The organism is Phenylobacterium sp. P4_E10, from assembly GCF_056401675.1.
In genome coordinates this window covers 1-18,565 of the sequence record NZ_JBFUIW010000003.1, presented here as the reverse complement: position 1 = coordinate 18,565, position 18,565 = coordinate 1, and the positions used below count along the sequence as shown (strand labels likewise).

Here is an 18,565-nt window from a genome sequence, read left to right as displayed (position 1 = left end):
CCATCAGGAAGTCTGAAATCGCCGCAGCGCCTCCGCGAAGCGTCCGAGGTTGCGGTCGAGCTGCTCCGCATCGCCGCCGAAGCCGATGCGCACGTGGCCTGGCAGGCCGAAGAACTCGCCAGGCGCCACCAGCACCTCGTGTTCACGCCACAGCCAATCGGCCAGCCCCTGCGTATCGTCGATCCCAACGACACGCGGAAAATACATGCAGCCCAGCGCCGGCACGTCGCCGGCCAGCAGGCCCTCGGCCACCATCGCCCCGGCATGCCGCTCAAGGACGGGTCGGGTGCGATCCAGCACCGCGCGCCAGTGTGCGTCGAACGGCTCCATGTTCTCCAGCACCCCAGCGGCGACCGCGTGGGACAGCTTGGAAACGCCGGGATCCCCGTGCTCGTTGGCGGCCAGGATGCGCTCAATCGTGTCTTGGCTGGCGATCGCCCAGCCGCACTTGAGGGCGAACAGGCCCTGGACCTTGGTCAGGCTGCCGACACTGATGATTGCCGGGGAAACCGTCGCTGCCGCGGGACCCGGACCGGCGAAATCCCCATAGACCTCGTCTATGATGATCCGCACGCCGGTCTTCGCGGCAAGCGCGCCCAGGCTGAGCAAGGTCGCCTGGCTGAGGGCCGCGCCGGACGGATTGTGCAGATGAGTCAGCAGGACCAGCCGCGTATTCGGCCGGATTGCGGCCTCGAGCTCGGTGATGTCGATTTCAAAGGTCGGGGGGCGTCGGGCCACGAAGCTCAGCGTCGCGCCCGCGCCGGAAGCCAGGCTCGGAAGCAGGTCGAAGCACGGAGTCTCCACGACTACGTGGTCGCCCGGCGCCACGAAGGCGCGGATCGCCATGGCCATGGCGCTGGTCGCGCCCGTTGTGCAGAGCACATTCTCCACTGTCACGCCGTAGCGCTTGGCGACGGCCGCCGACACGAAGCGATTGCCGTTGGCGAACACGCTTTCATAGCGGTCGGTGACCTGCCCTTCGAAGGACCCGCGCACGACGGCCGCGAGCAGTTCGGTCGGCTCCTTGATGGTGGAGTCGAACAGGACCGCGGCGTCCTTGGCGGCCGCGATGTTACGCATCGCCGCCCGCACCCAGTTGGAATAGTCGTCTGCGGACGGGACGTGCACGCCACCGCTTTCGAGCGACTTACTCGACATATTCACTTCGTCGCCCCCAAGGCGCTGTCCGCGCGACGGACACCTGTTGATCGTGAAGTGAGCCTATTCCCCTGGTCGGGATTATCTTGCCTTAGTCCGCCTTGACAGGCGCGATCTCTGCATCCGCTATGCGCAGCGTTGAAAGGGGAGACATAAGCTATGCCCGCCGAGCTGGACGCGATCGATATGAAGATCCTCGAGCTGATGCAGCGCGACGCATCGCTCTCGACCGCTGAACTCGCCGAGCGCGTGGGCCTGTCACAATCGCCGTGTTGGCGGCGTATTCAGCGCCTGCGCGAGGACGGCTACATCAAGGCCCAGGTCGTGATCGTGGATCGCGAAAAACTGGGTTTCACGATGCAGATATTCGCCCAGGTGAAGATGACCACCTTGAGCGAGGAGGACCGCGCCAAGTTCCACAAGGCGATCAACGACATCCCCGAGATACTTGAGTGCTACACGGTGTTCGGGGAAATGGACGCCATGCTGAAGATCCTCGCGCCCGACGTGATCTGGTACCAGGACTTCATCTTCTCGACGATCCTGAAGCTGCCCGGCGTTGTGGACGTCCGCTCGATCGTGACCCTGACTGAATCCAAGAGCACGACCGCTATCCCGATGCGCGCTCGGAAGTTCCGCTAAGGCGCTGTGTTGCGCATAAGGAATGCAGGCACAGCGAACAGCTCGGATAATCCAACCGAGCCCCGCGACCGTCACAATGTAGAACGGCAAGATAATTCGGCGGCGGCGGTCTAGCCTCTCAGCATGGGGAGCGTGCGAAGGCCGCGCCCTCGCATCGGGAACGGGACCAGCCATCATGTTGACGCGTCGAGCCCTCGTCGCAGCCGCCACCGCGGGCGGCGCTCTGGCCCAGGGTTCCAGCGCGATGGCGCAGGCTGCGCCGGCCGCCCTGCCCGCCAAGGCGGCCTTCGCCAAAATGCCCTTTACCTATCTGGACTCGGGCTCGACCCACCCGATGCCGCTGGGCGCGCGGAACGCGCTCGAGGAGTACCTGCGCTACAAGACCCAGGATGGGACCGTCACCGGCTACAGCGTCGGTGACAAGGAAGAGGCGATGATCGCCAAGTTCGGCGCGCTGGTCGGCGCGGCGCCCGACGAGCTGTCGCTCATCCAGTCGACCACCATGGGCGAGAACCTGGTCGTCCAGGCCCTCGACCTGCCGCGGGCCGGCGGGCGCATCGTCACCGACGCCCTCCATTTCTTCGGTTCCTTCTACACCTATGGCGAACTGGCCAAGGCGGGGATGGACGTCGTCACCCTGCCGATGACCAAGGAAGGCCGCATCGACATGGGCGAGATGGCCGCGGCGGTGAACGACCGCACGCGGCTGGTCTCGATCAGCGCCGTCTCGACCACCAACGGCTTCCAGCACGACCTGAAGAAGGTCTGCGACCTCGCCCACGCCCACGGCGCCTTCGTCTATGTTGACATGGTTCACGCCGCCGGCGTCGTCCCGATCGACCTGCGCGCCGCCGGTGTCGATTTCGCCGCCGCCTCTTCCTACAAGTGGCTGATGGGCGATTTCGGCCTGGGCTTCCTCTACGTGCGCAAGGAGATCCAGGACAAGGTGAAGCGCCCCTGGTGGGGCTATCACCAAGTCAACGCATTCAAGAGCCACGTCTTTCCGTATGACGAACCGGGCCAAGGCGCGGCCACTTACGGCATGTCGCCCGACGCCGCCGGCAAGTTCGCCATGGGCACGACCTCGTGGACCGGGGTGGTCCAGCTCGACTACTCGTTGGGCTTCATCCACGATCTCGGGGTGCCGGCCATCGAGACCGCGCGCCGGCCGCTGATCAAGGCAGTCCAGACCGAGCTCCGCAGCCGCGGCTATCAGCCGATGACCCCGCTGGACTCCAAGACCCCGCTCGTCGCCTTCGCCCTCAAGGACGCCCGCGCCAAGCTTGGCGACCCGATGAAGGCCGCGAACATCCGCATGACCGTCTCGCAGAACCGCTTCCGGGTCTCGCTGGCGGTCTTCAACGACATGAACGACGTCGACCGCCTGCTGGCGGCGCTGCCCAAGGCTCCTCCCGTCTGATGAAACCCACCACCCTGCTAGCCGCCTCCGCGGCTTCCCTGGCGCTGGCTACCGGCGCGGCCGCGCAAGGCGCGCCTCCACCCCTCGACGTCACCCTGGCGCCGCACGTCAGCGCGGGCGAGGTGGACAAGGTGACAGTCACCCTCAAGCTGCAGGCGCCCAACGCCAAGCCAGGCGAGAGCTTCCTGCGACTGCCGATGGTCTTCGCATCCGTGAGGACCCAGCGCTACGAGGCAACGGACATTCAGGTGACCGACGCCAAGGGCGTGGTGCCACTCGTGCAGAAGGACGATCCGACCGACGAGGCCAACTTCCTTTACTTCCGCCACTGGCAGGTCGCGCGCCCGACCGAGGGCGACGTGACTGTCCGCTATACGGCCAAAGCGGAGGTGTTCCGGCCCAAGCTCGGCTCAGGTCCGCCCTTCGATCTGCGCCCGGAGGCCGGCGGCTTCAACGGCGCTGGCGTCACGTTCATGGCGGTTCCCGACAACAGCAATCCCTACAGCCTGCACTTGGCCTGGGACCTTTCGGGCATGCCGGCTGGCTCCCGCGGCGCGCAGAGCCTGGGCGAAGGCGAGCTGAAAATGGTCGGGCCGGTCGAGCTGCTGGCCAACACCTTCTACATGGCCGGGCCGATGAAGAGCTATCCGGCCCAGGCCGGCGGTCCGTTCGGGATCTACTGGCTGGGCACGCCGCCGTTCGACGTCGACGCGGTCGCCAGTTGGACCGAGAAGGCGCGCACGGCGATCGCCACCTTCTTCGGCGAACCGAACAAGCCGTACCGGGTGTTCTTCCGCAAGAACCCCTACCCCGGCACCGGCGGGGCCGGCCTGATCAACTCGTTCATGTCCGGCTTCGGCGAGAGCCCTGCTCCGACCGTCGAGAAGATGCGCCATCACCTGGCGCATGAGATCGTCCACAATTGGCCGGGCAGCCTCGACGGCCCGAACGGGATCGTGTCCTGGTACGGCGAAGGCATGGCCGAGTTCTATTCGGCGACGATCCCGTGGCGCTCGGATCTGATCTCCACGCAGGACTTCCTCGATCAGGTCAACGCACGGGCCCAGAGCTACTATGGCAACCCAGTCAACACCGCCCCGGCCAGCGAGATCGCCGCCAAGTTCTGGAGCGACACCCGCGTCCGCACCCTGCCCTACGACCGTGGCGCCTTCTATCTGGCCACCGTCGACGCGCAGGTCCGAGCGAAGTCCGGCGGCAGGCGCCGACTGGACGATCTGGCCAAGGCGATGATCGCCCGGCGCGAGGCCGGCAAGCCCTACGACACCGACGCATGGCTCGAATTGGTCACCGCCGAGCTTGGGCCGCAGGCGAAGACCGAGTTCGAGGCGATGATGGCCGGCAAGCTGCTGGTTCCGCCGTCCGACGCCTATGGTCCCTGCTTCAAGCGGGAGGCCGCGCTGTTCCCGCGCTTCGAGCTCGGCTTCGACAGCAGCTCGCTGACCGCCAGCCCGCGGATCGTCAAAAGTCTGGTCCCTGGCTCCAACGCGGCCAAGGCCGGGCTGCAGAACGGGGACGAGATCACCGAGGCCGTGGTGCTGGATGCGGTCCAGTCCAAGCCTGATGCGACCATCACCCTGAATATCCGAAACATGGTGGAGGTCAGGCAGGTCACCTACCTGCCCCGAGGCGCTTCCGGCGAGGGCTACCGCTGGACCCGCACCTCCGTCCCCGACAGCCAATGCGGCATTTAATATATTGATATCGCACAACAAAATGGCCCGGAGCAGATGCTCCGGGCCATTCCGTTTCAGGCGATGGTCAGGCCGCGATTAAGCGAACTGGTTCATCGTGTTGTGCGTGCCGCCGGCCTTCAGGGCCGCTTCGCCGGCGAAGTATTCCTTGTGATCGTCACCGATGTCCGAGCCGGACATGTTCTGGTGCTTCACGCAGGCGATGCCTTGGCGGATTTCCTGACGCTGGACGCCCTTCACGTAGCCCAGCATGCCTTGCGACCCGAAGTATTCCTTGGCCAGGTTGTCGGTCGACAGGGCCGCGGTGTGGTAGGTCGGCAGGGTGATCAGGTGGTGGAAGATGCCGGCCCGCTTGGCGCCGTCCGCCTGGAAGGTGCGGATGCGTTCGTCGGCTTCGGCCGCCAGTTCGGTGGCGTCGTAATCCACGCTCATCAGGCCAGCGCGGTCGTAGGACGAGACGTCCTTACCGGCGGTCTTCCAGGCGTCATAGACCTGCTGACGGAAGTTCAGGGTCCAGTTGAACGACGGGCTGTTGTTGTAGACCAGCTTGGCGTTCGGGATCACTTCGCGGACGCGATCCATCATGCCGGCGATCTGCTCGACGTGCGGCTTTTCGGTTTCGATCCACAGCAGGTCGGCGCCGTTTTGCAGCGAGGTGATCGAGTCTAGGACGCAGCGGTCTTCGCCGGTGCCTTCGCGGAACTGGAACAGGTTCGAGGGCAGACGCTTCGGACGCAGCAGCTTGCCTTCGCGGTTGATGATCACGTCGCCGTTCTTCAGGTCCGACGGAGCGATCTCTTCGCAGTCCAGGAAGCTGTTGTACTGATCGCCCAGGTCGCCCGGGGTGTGGCTGACGGCGATCTGCTTGGTCAGGCCGGCGCCGAGGCTGTCGGTGCGGGTGACGATGATGCCGTTCTCGACGCCCAGCTCGAGGAAGGCGTAGCGGCAGGCGCGGACCTTGGCGAGGAAGTCGTCATGCGGAACGGTGACCTTGCCGTCCTGGTGGCCGCACTGCTTTTCGTCGGACACCTGGTTTTCGATCTGCAGGGCGCAGGCGCCCGCTTCGATCATCTTCTTGGCCAGCAGGTAGGTCGCTTCGGCGTTGCCGAAACCGGCGTCGATGTCGGCGATGACCGGAACGACGTGGGTCTGATAGTTGTCGACCGCGTCCAGCAGGGCCTTTTCCTTGGCCTTGTCGCCGGCTTCACGAGCGGCGTCGATGTCGCGGAACAGGCCGCCCAGCTCGCGGGCGTCAGCTTGGCGCAGGAAGGTGTAGAGCTCTTCGATCAGGGCCGGCACCGAGGTCTTCTCGTGCATCGACTGGTCCGGCAGCGGGCCGAATTCCGAACGCAGGGCGGCGACCATCCAGCCCGACAGGTACAGGTAGCGGCGGTCGGTGTTGCCGAAGTGCTTCTTGATCGAGATCAGCTTTTGCTGGCCGATGAAGCCGTGCCAGCAGCCCAGCGACTGGGTGTACTTGGACGCGTCCGCATCGTAGGCGGCCATGTCCTTACGCATGATGTCGGCGGTGTAGCGGGCGATTTCCAGGCCGGTCTTGAAGCGGTTCTGGATACGCATGCGAGCCACGGATTCGGCGTTGACGCCGCTCCAGGGGCCCTTCTTGCTCTCAATGAGCTGGCTCATCTGAATGATGTGGTCTTGATAGGACATGATGCCTCTTCCGCGATCCGCCGGGGGAACTGGGCCCGGTGCTTGGCCGGTCACCTACAGCGGGGTTCAGCCGGTGTGGAGTCGGCGCGAGGTGCAGATGTAAAACTTTACGGCCGACTTCTGTAATGGTGTAATGTCTCGACAAACACCGGAGTCAAGAAATGGCCGCGGAACGCCGCCTCTACGTCGGGCCGAGCCTGCGCAGGCTGCGCCGCGATCATGGCCTCACCCAGGCCGACATGGCCGCCGATCTCGAGGTCTCGCCGTCCTACATCGCACTGCTGGAGCGCAATCACCGGCCGCTGAGCGCCGAGATGCTGCTGCGGCTGTCGCAGACCTACAAGATGGACATGACCGCCCTGGCGGGGGACGGCGGCTCCGACGACGCGGCGCGGCTGCAGGCGGTGCTCAAGGACCCGATGTTCGGCGACATCGACCTCCCCTCGCTTGAAACAGCCGACGTCACGACCAACTTCCCCGGCATCACCGAGGCATTGCTGCGGCTCTACACCGCCTACCAGGAGGAGCAGCTCGCCCTGGCGGACCGCGGCGCGGAGGGGCGGCCATCAGCGACCGATCAGGGTCCCGATGCCGCCGACCCCGTCGCGGAGTCCCGGCGCTTCCTGGCCGCGCGGCGCAACAGCTTCCCGAGCCTGGACGATGCGGCGGAACGCCTGGCCCAGGCCGTCTCGGCGCACGACAACATCGCCGGCTACCTGAAGGCGCGACACAATCTTCGGGTCCGGCGGCTGCCGTCCAATTTCATGGTCGGCTCCGTCCGGCGGCTCGACTGGCACCGCAAGGAGTTGCTGCTCGACGACTCGCTCGACACCGCCAGCCAGGTGTTTCAGGTGGCCCTGCAACTGGCCTATCTGGAGATGCGCGAAGAGGTTGACGCGGTGGCCAGCGAAGGCAGCTTCGCCAGCGAGAGCGGCGAGCGCCTGACCCGTCGAGCCTTGGCCAGCTACGCCGCCGCGGCGCTGCTGATGCCCTACACCGCCTTCGCCAAGGCGGTGGAGGCGCGGCGCTATGACGTCGAGGCGCTGGGCCGCCAGTTCGGCGCCAGCTTCGAGCAGACCGCCCACCGGCTGACGACCCTGCAGAAGCCCGGGCACGAACGGGTGCCGTTCTTCTTCATCCGCGTCGATCCGGCTGGAAACGTTTCCAAGCGATTGGACGGAGCCGGCTTCCCGTTCGCCCGCCACGGCGGCGGTTGCCCGCTGTGGTCCGTGCACCAGGCGTTCCGCACCCCGCGGGAGATCGTCACCCAGTGGCTGGAGCTGCCGGATGGCCAGAAATTCTTCTCGATCGCCCGCACCGTGACCGCCGGCGGCGGGGCCTACGGGACGCCGCGGGTCGAGCGCGCCATCGCCCTTGGCTGCGCTGCGGAACACGCCGGAAAGCTGATCTACACCCAGGATCGGCCCGGCCTCGGAGTCGAGACCGCAACCCCGATCGGCGTCACCTGCCGGCTGTGCCACCGCACCGAATGCACGGCCCGCTCGGCCCCGCCGATCGGCCGCCAAATCCTCGCCGACGACATCCGGCGGACCGGCGCTCCGTTCGGGTTTTCGGACAGCTGACCTGCCGCGCCGCGAGGCGCCGCCGAAATTTTTGGGGCTTCAAAGCTGCGCGCTTCCGTGCAGTAAAGCGCCCGGCATTTCGTTGGCTCGCCGTCGCTTCGGCCTGCCAAACAATCCTATTTCAAGGACGCGGTACGCGAATGGACATCAGCAGCTCCCTCTACGTCGATGACATCCTGCACAGCTTCGTGGAGGGCGAACTGCTGCCGCAGACGGGCGTAGAACCTGCCGCCTTCTGGAAAGCGCTCGAACAGATCCTCAGCGAATTTGGCGCGCGCAACGATGAACTCCTGGCGCGCCGCGACCAGCTGCAAGAACAGATTGATGCGTATTGGCGCGAGCGTCGCGGCAAGCCGGTCGACGTCGCCGAACAAACCGCCTTCCTGCGCGAGATCGGTTATCTGCTGCCCGAACCCGCGCCGTTCCAGATCGCCACCGAGAACGTCGATCCCGAGATCGCCAAGGTCGCCGGGCCGCAGCTCGTGGTTCCGGTTTCTAATGGCCGGTACGCATTGAACGCGGCGAACGCCCGTTGGGGCAGCCTGTACGACGCGCTCTATGGGACCGATGCGATCGCTCCGCCCACCGGTCAGAAGGGCTACGACCCGGCCCGCGGCGCCCTGGTGATCGCCTTCGCTCGCGATTTCCTCGACCGCACTGCGCCGTTGGCAAGCGGCTCGCACAAGGACGCCACGAGCTATGTCGTCGCCAGCGGCAAGCTGGTCGTGCGGCTCGCCGGCGGGCAAGAAACCGGCCTGGCGGACGCAGGCCAGTTCACTGGCTGGCGCGGCCCTGTTGAGGCCCCCGTCGGTCTGCTGCTGGCGCATAATGGGCTGCATCTGGAGATCCAGATCGACCGCAGCCACAACATCGGCAAGGACGATCCGGCCGGGGTCGCCGACGTGCTGGTCGAAGCGGCGCTGACCGCCATCCAGGACTGCGAGGACTCGGTCGCCGCCGTCGATGCTGAAGACAAGGCCAACGTCTACCGCAACTGGCTGGGCCTGATGCGGGCCGACCTCTCGGCCAGCTTCTCCAAGGGCGGTAAGACCGAGACCCGCCGCCTTGACGAGGACCGCACCTATGCCGCTCCGGGCGGCGGCGAGGTCGTCCTGCGTGGCCGCAGCCTGATGCTGGTGCGCAATGTCGGCCACCACATGGTGACCGATATGGTCCGCCTGAACGGAAAGCCGGTTTACGAGACCGCGGTCGACGCGCTGATCACCGTTGCGGCGGCGATGCACGACTTGAACGGCGGGCGTCGCAACAGCCCGGCCGGCTCGGTCTATGTCGTGAAGCCCAAGATGCACGGTCCCGACGAGGTCGCCCTCGCCGTCCGGCTGTTCGATATGGTCGAAGACGCCCTGGGCCTGGCGCGCAACACGGTCAAGCTCGGCATCATGGACGAGGAACGCCGCACCAGCGCCAACCTGGCGGCGTGCATCCACGTGGCGCGCGAGCGCATCGTGTTCATCAACACCGGCTTCCTTGATCGGACCGGCGATGAAATCCACACCGCCATGGAAGCCGGCCCCATCGTTCGCAAGGACGCCATCAAGGCGGAGCCCTGGCTCGCCGCCTATGAGAAGCGCAACGTCGAGATCAGCCTCGCCGCCGGGTTCCCCGGCCGCGCCCAGATCGGCAAGGGCATGTGGGCCGCTCCCGACCAGATGCAGGCCATGCTGGCGGCCAAGATCGGCCACCCGAAGGCCGGCGCCAACACCGCCTGGGTGCCCTCGCCGACCGCTGCGGTGCTGCACGCCCTGCACTATCACGAGGTCGACGTGGCCGCGCTGCAGGCGTCGATGGGGACCAAGGCCGTCACGGGAACCGACGAACTGCTGACCCCGCCGCTGGCCAAGTCCAACTGGAACGCCGCGGACGTGCAGCAGGAGCTGGACAACAACGCCCAGGGCATTCTGGGCTACGTGGTCCGCTGGATCGACCAGGGCGTGGGCTGCTCGAAGGTGCCGGACATCCACGACGTCGGGCTGATGGAAGACCGTGCGACCCTGCGCATTTCCAGCCAGCACATCGCCAACTGGCTGCACCACGGCGTCTGCGAAGAGGCCCAGGTGCGCGAGACCTTCGCGCGCATGGCCAAGGTCGTTGACGGCCAGAACGCCGACGACGCGGCCTATGTGGCGATGAGCGCCGACACGGAGGCCAGCATCGCCTACCAGGCCGCACTGGAACTGGTGTTCGAAGGCCGCGCGCAACCGAACGGCTATACCGAACACGTGCTGACCCGCCGCCGACAGCAGCGTAAGGCGCAGTTGGCGAAGGCCTAAGATAGGCGCCTTGGAGGCGGCAGGCAGCGCCTGCCGCCTTAGGCTACGCTCCCTCGTGGAGCCGCCGCGCGGCCAGATAGATGTCGGGCCGATACACGCAAGCGGCCAACCCGCTCTCTTCCATATCCGACGGCGCCTGTCCCCAGCGCGCCATCTGTCCAAGCAGCCACGCCCCGTGCGCCGGCTTGGGGGCGTTCGCCTCGTCCCTATGGAAGATGATGTCGTCCAACCCTTGCGCGATGACGGCCGGGTCGGTCCCAACATACCCCGGCCGGGCAAGAATAGTCGCGAGTTCCAAGCGATTGCCTGGCTGATCGCACCAGGCGGCCGCTTCCAGCAGCGCGGCGACCAGGGCAAGGGTCGTAGCCGTATGGTCTTGCGTCCAGGCTTTACGAAGCCCCAGGACCTTGTCGGGTGTTCGCCCCCAGTGCTCCGAGGCGCGAACTGCGATCCGGCCGTATCCAGCAGCCACGGCGGTGCTCGCCCAGGGTTCTCCAGCGCAGAAGCCGTCGATGACGCCCTGCCCTAGCATCTCGACCATCCGCGGCGGCGACGCGACTAGGATCTGCGCCTCCGCCGCCAGGCCGAAGGCCGCCAGCCAATCGCGCAAAAGATAGTTGTGGGACGAGTAGGGATAGACCACGGCGAAGGTCGTTGGCCTCTCGCGGCCACTGGCCGGTCGGCCGGGATCGAAACGTTGCGCCAAGGCGACCGCGGCGCCGTCGAGGTTCAACGCCATCGGAGCGATGATCGGCGCAGTTACGCCACCGAGCCCAAAAGTCGCCGCCAGCGCCAGCGGCGCCAGCATGTGTGCGCCGTCGAGAGCCCCGACCGCCACCCGTTCCCGAACCGTGGCCCAGGAAACTTCCCTGCTGAGCTCCACCCGCAGACCATGCTCGCGAAAGAACCCTTTCTCCTGCGCGACGACCAGCGGCGCGCAATCGCTGGAGGGTATGAAACCCAACCGGATCGAGGCTCTCATGCCGCGGCGGCGGGCTCGGCCCGCTCCAATTCGAGCCGCAGCCGGCTCATGAGCTCGAAACGCAACGTCGCCGAACGCAACAGGACCTGCAGTCCGCTGATCGCGTGACCGTCCGTGACGTAGACCGCGACGCCGGCCCAGATCGCGTCGCGCGCCAGTTCCGGATCGGCGGCGAACACCGACACCGAAGTCCGCCCCTCCAGAGCGTCGCGGTCGGGGCAGTCGGCCGCGATCACCACGACGTCAGGTCCGAAAGATCGGAGCTCCGCCTCCCCACACCCGGACGCGCGGCGTATCTCCGACACACCGCTGACCGCTAGGCCCTCCTCGACGAGAGCCGCCCGGGCTGAATCTTGATCGACGACAAGCACGCGCATGCCGACGAGTAGGCAGGCTGACCCATGGCGAGCGGAATGATCAGTCGCGCCTCAGTTGAAGCCTAGGGCTCAACGCCGCCGGATTGCACATCCGGCGCCGCCTAGCTGGGCAATCTCGTTAACAAACTCGATGCCGTACACCCGGCTCGGATGTATCGATCGATGCGGCGCCCGCTATCCTGGCGGCCCCTGCCTCGCGCCACACTCCCTTAACGTCCTTCGCGCCTATGATTCCGCGAGAGCGGTCGCGCCCCAGCAGAATGGCCGTCGCCCTCAAGCTTAACCGTCGCTTTGTATTTCCGACCCATTGAATAGCCGCAGGACAGTTTGTCCGCTTCCTGGCGGTCAACGCCGTCTCGTTCGTCGTCGTCTGGGTGATCGCAATGCTGCTCGGCGAGTATCTGCTGCCACGTTTGATGCGTCGGGTTCGGGCCGAGGCGATCGGTCATGGACTCTCACCCGCGGTGCTCCGTTGCGTCCGGAGCCGCCGCTTCACCTTCCGCACCGACGAGCGCGAATAGCGATGGCGACCGCCGCGACGATAGCGAACCTCTCCGGCCCGGTCCTGGTCGTCGACCTCGACGACACGCTGGTCCGAACCGACACCCTGTTCGAGCAGTTCGCCGCCCTGATGTTCCGCCGGCCGCTCGCCGCGCTGATGCTGTTGCCGTTCCTGCTGACGGGTCGCGCGGCCTTCAAGACGAAGCTGGCCGCCCTGCAGCCGCTGGATCCGAGCAGCCTCCCTTATAACGAGCCGCTGCTGACGTTCCTGCGCCAGCAAAAGGCCGCGGGCCGCCTGATCCACCTGGTGACCGCCGCCCACCACTCCACCGCCGAGGCGGTCGCCGCCCATTGCAGCGTGTTCGACAGCGCCGAGGGCACCAACGGCGACCGGAACCTGAAAGGGGCCCACAAGGCCCAACGGCTTGCCGAGCGCTTCCCGGAAGGCTTCGCCTATGCGGGGGACTCGGCCGCCGACCTGAAGGTCTGGGCGCGGGCCGAGAGCGTGGTCCTGGTCGGCGCCAGCCCCCAGGTGGCCCGCGAGGCGCGCACGCTGGGCAAGCCGATGGAAGCGGAGTTCCAACACCCGCGCGCGGGGTTGAAAACCTGGCGACGTGCGCTGCGCCTCCATCAGTGGACCAAGAACGTCCTTGTGTTCCTGCCGCTGCTGCTGACGCACCGCTTCACGGACCTCCCGGCGGTCGGCCTGAGCCTGATCGCCTTTCTGGCGCTCGGCCTGACCGCCTCAGCGACCTATCTGATCAACGACCTGTCGGACCTCGCCGCGGACCGTCGGCACGCCGTCAAGAAGGCGCGCCCGCTGGCGTCCGGCGACCTCCGGATCGAGCAAGTGCTGGTGGCGATCCCACTGCTGCTGGCCTTGGCCGGGGGGCTGGCGCTGGCGGCGTCACCGCCGCTGCTGGCCGGGCTGGCGCTCTATGCCGTAATCACCCTCACCTACACCTTCCGCCTCAAGCGCCGGGCGATCCTCGACGTGACGACCTTGGCGGGGCTCTACGCCATCCGCATCTTCATTGGCGCGGTGGTGATCGGCGTGCCGCAATCGGCCTGGCTGCTGACGTTCTCGCTGTTCTTCTTCTTCTCGATGTCGATCGCCAAGCGCTATGCGGAGATCCACAATCTGGCCGCATCGAGCGGTTCGGCGCAGCTTCCGGGCCGCGGCTACCGGACCGAGGACGGGCCGGCAGTGCTGGCCCTGGGCGCCGCATCGAGCGTCGCTTCGGTGCTGATCGTGGTGGTCTACCTGATGGAGGAGGCCTTCCCCTCTAACCTCTACGTCCGCCCCGAGTGGCTGTGGGCCGCGCCGTTCCTGCTGATGATCTGGGTGGCTCGCCTGTGGCTGATCGCGGGCCGCGGCGAACTTGACGAGGACCCGATCGCCTTCGCCATCCAGGATCGCTTCAGCTGGAAGCTGGCCGCGCCGTTGGTCCTGGCCTTCATCCTGGCCGCGGCGGCATGGCCCTGAGCTACCATGATCAGGTCCTCACGCCCTGGGGGCGGGTCCACACCGGCGCTGTCCGGATCGCTCGGCCGCGAAGCCAGAGCGAACTGCCGGATCTCATCGGCCAGGCGCAGACAGGCGGCAGCCTTCTAGGCGTCGGGCTGCACCGCTCCTATGGCGACAGCGGGCTGAACCTGGGCGGCGCGGCGATCTCAAGTCGCGGCCTGGACCGCTTTATCGCCTTCGACCCCGACCACGGCGTCCTGCGGGCCGAAGCCGGGGTGAGCCTGGACGAGATCCTGCGGCTGGTCGTTCCGCGCGGCTGGTTCCTGCCGACCACGCCCGGGACCCGTTTCGTCACCCTCGGCGGCGCCATCGCCAACGACGTGCATGGCAAGAACCACCATAGGTCCGGCTCGTTCGGACGGCACGTCCGTCGGATCGGGCTGGTCCGCTCCGACCGTGGGACCATCGAGGTCTCGCCGGAGCGGGATCCAGACCTTTTCCGCGCTACGCTTGGGGGCCTAGGCCTGACCGGCTTCATCGCCTGGGCCGAGTTCGCCCTGGCGCCGATCGCCACCAGCGAGGTGATCGAGGAAACGATCCCGTTCGCCAACCTCGCCGAGTTCTTCCGCCTGACCGAGGAGAGCGAGGGCCAGTTCGAGCACGTGTCATCCTGGGTCGACTGCACTGCGGGCGGGCGGTCGTTGGGCCGGGGCGTGATGTTCCGCGGCAACTGGGCGGGCTCGGGGCCGCTGCACGCGCACGCGCCCGGGGTGAAGCTCTCTGTGCCGTTCACCCCGCCGCTAAGCCTGATGAACCCGTTGACGGTCCAGATCCTGAACGCCAGCTATGGCGTGCTGCTGAGCCTTCGTCGCGGTACCGTGCGGACCCACTATTCCAATGCCTTCTACCCGCTTGACGCCATCGGCGGCTGGAACCGGCTCTACGGACCCAAGGGCTTCTATCAGTACCAGTTCATGGCGCCTCCACAGACCCAGGAGGGGGCGATGGCGCAGGTGCTGACCGAGATCGCGGCGTCCGGCCAAGGCTCGTTCCTGTCGGTGCTGAAGTCGCTGGGTCCGCTGAGGTCCGGCGGCCTGATCTCGTTCGAGGGACCGGGCGTCTCGCTGGCGCTGGACTTCCCAAACCGCGGGGCGGCCACGCTGCAGCTCCTCGACCGGCTGGATCGCATCGTCATGCAGGCCGGGGGGAAGATCTATCCGGCCAAGGACGGCCGCATGTCCGCCACCGCCTTCCAATCGGGATATCCGCAGTGGCGCCAGCTCGAGGCGCAGCGCGATCCCCTATTCTCATCCAGCTTCTGGCGACGAGTGACACATGAGCGATAATTCCTGGCGCGGCCGAGGCGTGCTGATCCTGGGCGCGGCTTCGGCGATCGCCGAGGCGACTGCGCGCGAACTGGCCACCCGCGGGGCGAGCCTGGCGCTGATCGCGCGGGACGCCGGGCGGTTGGATGCGATCGCCGCGGACCTGAAGGTTCGAGGTGCGCCGAAGGTCGCCGTGCGCGGCCTCGACCTGCTGGAGGCCGAGCCGACCGACGCCCTGCTGCAGGAGATCGCCGATGAGGTCGGGGGCTTCGACACGGTCCTGATCGCACACGGACTCCTGGGCGACCAGGAACAGGCGGAGCAGGACGGCGCCCACGCCGCAGCTCTGATCGACGTGAACTTCACCAGCGCAGCGCTCTGGGCCCTGGCCCTCGCCCGCTTCCTGGAACGGACGCATGGTCCGAACGGCGTGGTCGCGGCGATCGGCAGCGTCGCCGGTGATCGGGGGCGGGCCTCGAACTTCGTCTATGGCGCGGCCAAGGGCGGTCTGGCGGTGCTGATGCAAGGCCTGGCGCACCGCAGCGCGCTGAAGGGCGGCCCGAAGGCGGTCGTCTACAAGCTGGGATTTGTCGATACGCCGATGACCGCGGACATCCCCAAGGGCGGGCCGCTGTGGGCCACCCCGGAGACCGTCGCCAAGGTCATCGTCAAGGGCCTGAACGGCAAGAGCGCGATCGTCTATGGCCCCTGGTTCTGGCGCTACGTGATGCTGATCATCCGGCTGCTGCCGCAGCCGGTGATCGCCAAGGTCAACTTCTAGGCCTTGGAGCGGCGCTCCCGCAGTCGCTCGATCGGATTCAGCAGGTAGGAGAAATCACCGCTCCGGAAGCTGCGGAACAGCAGGATCACGCCGCTGAGCACCAGCCACAGCACGCCGGTGGCGACGGTGATGATCAGCGGGTGATTGAAGCTCTCACGCTGGGTGTAGTCCATGATGTGGATCATCCAGAAGACGTCCCACAGCCGCCAGGCATCGTTCCGCAGCTCAAGCAACTCCCCGGTAGCGGCAGACATGAACATGGTCGTGCTGTCGGCGTCGGCGAACTCCACCCGCCACGCCGGCAGCTCGATCTCCCGCGATTCGAAGTCGGGAGTTTCGACCAGGCGGATCGAGGCGACGCCGGCTTCACCGGCGAAGGCAGCAACAGCCAGATGGCCCGCCCGTCTGGCGTCGACCGTGAGCGGCGCGCCGGTGGCGGCGTCAATCAGCTTGACGCCCGAGGCGGTCGTCGCCTCGTAGACATGGCCCCGCCCCAGCGGCTTGAGGCGCAGCTTGAGCACGGGCTCGCCGAGTGACGCGGCGACGGTGGCCAACGATAGCGTCTGGGCAGGGAGCAAGGCTGGAACCGCAGGGCGGATCGCGCCCTCTCCGGCCACCTTGTGATGATCGAGCAGCGCCATCATCGCGCCGCTGACGGACCAGAGCAGCATCTGCAGGCCGAGGATCAGGCCGAACCATTTGTGAAGGGTGCGGATCAGGAACATCACGCGATCCCTTCGGCCGGCGCGGCTCTGCGGGCGCGGCGGAAGCTATAGAACAGGAGCCAGGCGCCGGTGGCCGAGGTGGCCACGGCCATCCAGGTGGCGACCCTAAGCAGCAGGTTGTTCACATTCTCCCGCTCCTCGTAGTCCATGATGTGGAACATCCAGACGAAGTCGAAGATGCGCCAGAGATCGTGCCGCTTGGCGACCAGCTCTCCGGTCTGTGGCGAGATGTAGAGGGTCGGCTTCCAGGCGCCGACGAACTCCACCCGCCAGATCGGAACCTGGCGGCCCCTGATCTCGCTCGGAGCCTCGTCCAGCAGCTCGACCTTCGTGACACCGCCCTCGCCGGCGAAGTGCGAGATGGCCCGCTCTCGAGCGGCGGCCTCGTTCAGCGGCGACAGCAGGCGCCCACTGCGCGCGTCGAACAGCATCCAGCCCGGGATCGCATCGACGATGTAGACCGGCCGGCCCAGCTGGGTCTCCAGTCGCACCGAGCGCGTTCCACCCGGCAGCAAGGAGGCCGGTTCGACCAGACCCGACAGCGAGATGGGCTGTGGGCTGGGCGTACGGACCAGATGGTCGCCATGGATGATGTCGATGTGAACCGCAGTCATGTAGAGGCCGCTCAGGGTCCAGAACAACGCCTGGACCCCGACGATCAGGGCGAGCCACTTGTGGGTTTTGCGGGCCAGGGCCGGCAGACGCATCGTTGAGGTCTCTCTACGCAACCCGGCTCGAGGTCCTGCACCGCGCGCCCTTTGCAGGCGCGGTCAGAACGGACGCACGGCGGTGATCGTCTGGCCGCTGAGCGTGAAGCGGACCTTGGCGCCGACCTTCAGTTCATCCAGCACCGCCTTGTCGGCGACCTTGAACGGCATGGTCATGGCCGGCCAGTTCATCGCCTTGATCGGCTCGTGGTTCAGCGTGACCGACATCGCCTTGGCGTCGATCTTCCTGACCACGCCGACGCCCTCGACGGGGGCGGCCGCCGGCGCAGCGGCGTTCGCCGCGTGATCGCCGTGCTGGGCGTGGGCAAGCGCGGGCGCGGCCATCAGGGCCGCAGCGGTCAGCGACAGGAAAGCAGTCTTCATCTCAATATCTCCGGGTTGCGGACACTTTAGAACCAGGCGCGGACGCCGACCACCAGGCTGGTGGCCTCGACGTCCGCGCCGGCGGCGCGGGCGAAATCGGCCGTGCGGCCGAACTTTCGTTCGTGGAAGACCCCGACATAGGGGCCGAATTCGCGGCGGAACTCGTAGCGCAGCCGCAGGCCGAGCTCGGCGAAGGTCAGGCCCGAACCGACGCCCAGTTCGCGGACGTCCTGAGCGGCGAGCTCAAGCTCGGCTCGCGATTCGAGGATGAGCTTCTGGGTCAGCCGCAGATCATAGGCGCCCTCGAGCCGAGCCGAGAGATCACCCTTCTCCGACAGAAAGGCGGCTCCCTCGACCTCGAACCAATAGGGCGCGACGCCCTCGAAGCCCACGACGGCGTAGCTCCGCGACGGGCCGGGCTCGACGTCGTGGCGAAGACCGGCCTGCAAGTCGAAATAGGGGCCGATGGCGCGCGAGTAGAGGACCTGAGCTTCGGCGCCGTGCAGGTCGCCGCCAATCTCGCCCTCACCCTGGCTCTTCACGACCAGGCGGTTGATGTCGCCGCCGTACCAGAACTCGCCCTCCCAGGCATAGGCGTCGTCGCCGTCCTGCGGGCGCAGTTCGGCGGTGCTGAGCATCACCTTCCAGGCGCGACCGCCGCCATGTTCGAGCGCCAGCTGGGCGCGGGCCGCCTCCATCGCGTCGCGGCCATAGAAGCGCTCGGCGGCGCGATCGCTCTGCGGCGGGGGCGCCGTTTCAGTCCCGATTGGCGCAGCCTCGGCGGGGCGCCCAGCGTGCGGATCTGGAGGCGCGGCGTGGCCGGCGTGCGGGTCCGCCG

The 18,565-nt window shown here is 67.0% G+C and carries 16 protein-coding genes; 8 read left to right on the top strand and 8 right to left on the bottom strand.

Features of this window, described 5'->3' with window-relative positions:
• Positions 1 to 3 precede the first annotated feature (3 nt).
• Positions 4 to 1,158, bottom strand: coding sequence for a pyridoxal phosphate-dependent aminotransferase (locus tag AC1DQJ_RS03970; RefSeq protein WP_477600493.1), 1,155 nt, complete (start codon positions 1,156 to 1,158; stop codon positions 4 to 6).
• A 159-nt stretch (positions 1,159 to 1,317) separates the two neighbouring features.
• Between AC1DQJ_RS03970 and AC1DQJ_RS03965 the strand changes: the two genes are divergently transcribed.
• The 3 genes from AC1DQJ_RS03965 to AC1DQJ_RS03955 all read left to right on the top strand — a co-directional run bounded on the left by AC1DQJ_RS03965 (position 1,318) and on the right by AC1DQJ_RS03955 (position 4,932).
• Positions 1,318 to 1,800, top strand: coding sequence for an Lrp/AsnC family transcriptional regulator (locus tag AC1DQJ_RS03965; RefSeq protein ID WP_477600491.1), 483 nt, complete (start codon positions 1,318 to 1,320; stop codon positions 1,798 to 1,800).
• Positions 1,801 to 1,975: 175 nt separating this feature from the next.
• The gene (locus AC1DQJ_RS03960) at positions 1,976 to 3,220 is read left to right on the top strand and encodes an aminotransferase class V-fold PLP-dependent enzyme (protein WP_477600489.1); all 1,245 of its coding nucleotides are present in this window, start codon (positions 1,976 to 1,978) and stop codon (positions 3,218 to 3,220) included.
• Positions 3,220 to 4,932 (top strand): M61 metallopeptidase family protein, encoded by a 1,713-nt coding sequence (locus AC1DQJ_RS03955; RefSeq protein WP_477600487.1) that lies wholly within the window; start codon positions 3,220 to 3,222, stop codon positions 4,930 to 4,932. Before AC1DQJ_RS03960 ends, AC1DQJ_RS03955 begins: the two co-directional genes overlap by 1 nt.
• A 78-nt stretch (positions 4,933 to 5,010) precedes the next feature.
• Here AC1DQJ_RS03955 and AC1DQJ_RS03950 read toward each other — a convergent pair whose 3' ends face one another.
• Positions 5,011 to 6,603, bottom strand: coding sequence for an isocitrate lyase (locus AC1DQJ_RS03950; RefSeq protein WP_477600485.1), 1,593 nt, complete (start codon positions 6,601 to 6,603; stop codon positions 5,011 to 5,013).
• A gap of 161 nt (positions 6,604 to 6,764) precedes the next feature.
• On the opposite strand from AC1DQJ_RS03950, the gene AC1DQJ_RS03945 reads away from it, so the two are divergent.
• Both AC1DQJ_RS03945 and AC1DQJ_RS03940 read left to right on the top strand, forming a co-directional pair.
• A complete protein-coding gene (locus AC1DQJ_RS03945) occupies positions 6,765 to 8,186 on the top strand; it encodes a helix-turn-helix domain-containing protein (RefSeq protein WP_477600483.1) in 1,422 nt (473 codons plus the stop codon).
• Between the two features lie 140 nt (positions 8,187 to 8,326).
• Positions 8,327 to 10,477: a malate synthase G gene (locus AC1DQJ_RS03940; RefSeq protein ID WP_477600481.1), complete on the top strand. Its 2,151-nt coding sequence runs from the start codon at positions 8,327 to 8,329 to the stop codon at positions 10,475 to 10,477.
• Positions 10,478 to 10,520: 43 nt separating this feature from the next.
• On the opposite strand, the gene AC1DQJ_RS03935 is transcribed toward AC1DQJ_RS03940, so the two are convergent.
• Together AC1DQJ_RS03935 and AC1DQJ_RS03930 are read right to left on the bottom strand one after the other, a co-directional pair.
• On the bottom strand, positions 10,521 to 11,441 hold the full coding sequence (locus AC1DQJ_RS03935; protein ID WP_477600479.1) for an ABC transporter substrate-binding protein: 921 nt from the start codon (positions 11,439 to 11,441) through the stop codon (positions 10,521 to 10,523).
• Positions 11,442 to 11,455: 14 nt separating this feature from the next.
• Complete coding sequence (locus tag AC1DQJ_RS03930) at positions 11,456 to 11,698, bottom strand: ANTAR domain-containing protein (protein ID WP_477600477.1); 243 nt, start codon at positions 11,696 to 11,698, stop codon at positions 11,456 to 11,458.
• A 661-nt stretch (positions 11,699 to 12,359) separates the two neighbouring features.
• Here AC1DQJ_RS03930 and AC1DQJ_RS03925 point away from each other — a divergent pair.
• The 3 genes from AC1DQJ_RS03925 to AC1DQJ_RS03915 are packed head-to-tail and all read left to right on the top strand — an operon-like array spanning position 12,360 to position 15,911.
• Complete coding sequence (locus tag AC1DQJ_RS03925; protein ID WP_477600475.1) at positions 12,360 to 13,823, top strand: UbiA family prenyltransferase; 1,464 nt, start codon at positions 12,360 to 12,362, stop codon at positions 13,821 to 13,823.
• Positions 13,814 to 15,151, top strand: coding sequence for an FAD-binding oxidoreductase (locus AC1DQJ_RS03920; RefSeq protein WP_477600473.1), 1,338 nt, complete (start codon positions 13,814 to 13,816; stop codon positions 15,149 to 15,151). Before AC1DQJ_RS03925 ends, AC1DQJ_RS03920 begins: the two co-directional genes overlap by 10 nt.
• Positions 15,141 to 15,911 carry an SDR family NAD(P)-dependent oxidoreductase gene (locus AC1DQJ_RS03915; protein ID WP_477600471.1) on the top strand — a complete coding sequence of 257 codons (771 nt, stop codon included), beginning with the start codon at positions 15,141 to 15,143 and terminating at the stop codon, positions 15,909 to 15,911. The genes AC1DQJ_RS03920 and AC1DQJ_RS03915 overlap by 11 nt, the downstream gene beginning before the upstream one ends.
• Here AC1DQJ_RS03915 and AC1DQJ_RS03910 read toward each other — a convergent pair.
• The 4 genes from AC1DQJ_RS03910 to AC1DQJ_RS03895 form a co-directional block, all read right to left on the bottom strand.
• Positions 15,908 to 16,636, bottom strand: a complete 729-nt coding sequence (locus AC1DQJ_RS03910; RefSeq protein WP_477600469.1) for a PepSY domain-containing protein — start codon at positions 16,634 to 16,636, stop codon at positions 15,908 to 15,910. The two genes, AC1DQJ_RS03915 and AC1DQJ_RS03910, sit on opposite strands and share 4 nt — an antisense overlap.
• Positions 16,636 to 17,343: a hypothetical protein gene (locus AC1DQJ_RS03905; protein WP_477600467.1), complete on the bottom strand. Its 708-nt coding sequence runs from the start codon at positions 17,341 to 17,343 to the stop codon at positions 16,636 to 16,638. Before AC1DQJ_RS03905 ends, AC1DQJ_RS03910 begins: the two co-directional genes overlap by 1 nt.
• Before the next feature lie 63 nt (positions 17,344 to 17,406).
• On the bottom strand, positions 17,407 to 17,727 hold the full coding sequence (locus tag AC1DQJ_RS03900) for a copper-binding protein (protein WP_477600465.1): 321 nt from the start codon (positions 17,725 to 17,727) through the stop codon (positions 17,407 to 17,409).
• Positions 17,728 to 17,753: 26 nt separating this feature from the next.
• Positions 17,754 to 18,565: copper resistance protein B (locus tag AC1DQJ_RS03895; RefSeq protein WP_477600463.1), on the bottom strand; the 812-nt coding region annotated here is incomplete at its 5' end.